The 1,045-nt window shown below is 66.5% G+C and carries 2 protein-coding genes; both read right to left on the bottom strand.

What is annotated here, in order from left to right; genetic code table 11:
• Positions 1–415, bottom strand: a 415-nt coding sequence (locus tag ACH34S_RS41925) for a peptidase inhibitor family I36 protein (RefSeq protein WP_395958514.1), incomplete at its 3' end; no start/stop codon positions are given.
• A gap of 18 nt (positions 416–433) precedes the next feature.
• A partial coding sequence (locus ACH34S_RS41920; protein ID WP_395958513.1) for a peptidoglycan DD-metalloendopeptidase family protein occupies positions 434–1,045 on the bottom strand: 612 nt, incomplete at its 5' end.

The raw sequence follows: 1,045 nt of genomic DNA, 5'->3' as shown, positions 1-1,045 counted from the left end.
GCGAGGCGTTCTGGTTCTTCAGGGTGGAGTTCAGGTTGCCCTTGGCCCCGGCCTTGAAGTCCTGGTACGAGCCGCCGTAGTTGCTGTTGAAGTACACCCGGACGGTCTTGCTACTGCGGTTCCAGACGGAGGCGGCGGCATTCTTGACGCATTTGCCCTTGCCGCTGCCCGCGCCCTTGAAGTCGTAGCAGGAGGGCTGTTCGGTGCCGTAGTCGGCGACCGAACTGGTGAAGTCCGAGATCGACCCGGCGTTGCCGCTGTTGTAGTAGTAGCAGAACTCGCCGCTGTCGCATTTGCCGTCGCGGGCCGCCGCCGAGGCGGGCGCGGCGATGGCGGCCAACGCCGCCCCGCCGAGAACCACCGTGACGGTGATCGCGGTGAGCCGCGAGATCAGCCGTGCAATTCGTGTGGACACGGTCGTCCCTCTCCCTGATCAGCGGACGTTGTAGCCCTGCGAACGCCAGAACGAGGTCGGGTTCGGGTTGTCCAGGTGCGGGTCGCCGACGCTCTTGGCGGCGTGCGTCTGCCGTCCGAGGCGCATCTCGACGTGGGTGTGCGCGGCCGAGCTGGACCCGATACCGCGCCACGCCTCGTCCGCGATGATCTGGCCGCGGCTGATGTTGTCCCCCACGCTCACGAACGACCGCGGCGCCGAGTGCAGGTAGATCACCGTCTTGTTCGCCGCGGAGTTGTAGATGGAGATGGTGGACAGGCCCCCGCTGCCGTTGCTGCCGCGGGCGACGTAGATGACCTTGCCCGCCACCAGGGCGCGGACGTCCGAGCCGATGCCGCGGGCGATGTCGATGCCCTCATGCCGGCCGGGGGTGGTGGTGTAGCCGTCGAAGCCGCAGGTGATCCGGCCGCCGCTGGCCTTGTACAGCCCGTAAGACATGTTCGTGCGCGACGACGGCGAGAACTGGTGCGAGGCGTTCTGGTTCTTCAGGGTGGAGTTCAGGTTGCCCTTGGCCCCGGCCTTGAAGTCCTGGTACGAGCCGCCGTAGTTGCTGTTGAAGTACACCCGGACGGTCTTGCTACTGCGGTTCCA

Source organism: Actinomadura sp. 3N508 (assembly GCF_044326375.1).
Classification (GTDB): Bacteria; Actinomycetota; Actinomycetes; order Streptosporangiales; family Streptosporangiaceae; genus Spirillospora.
This window is presented reverse-complemented; position numbering and strand designations above follow the sequence as displayed.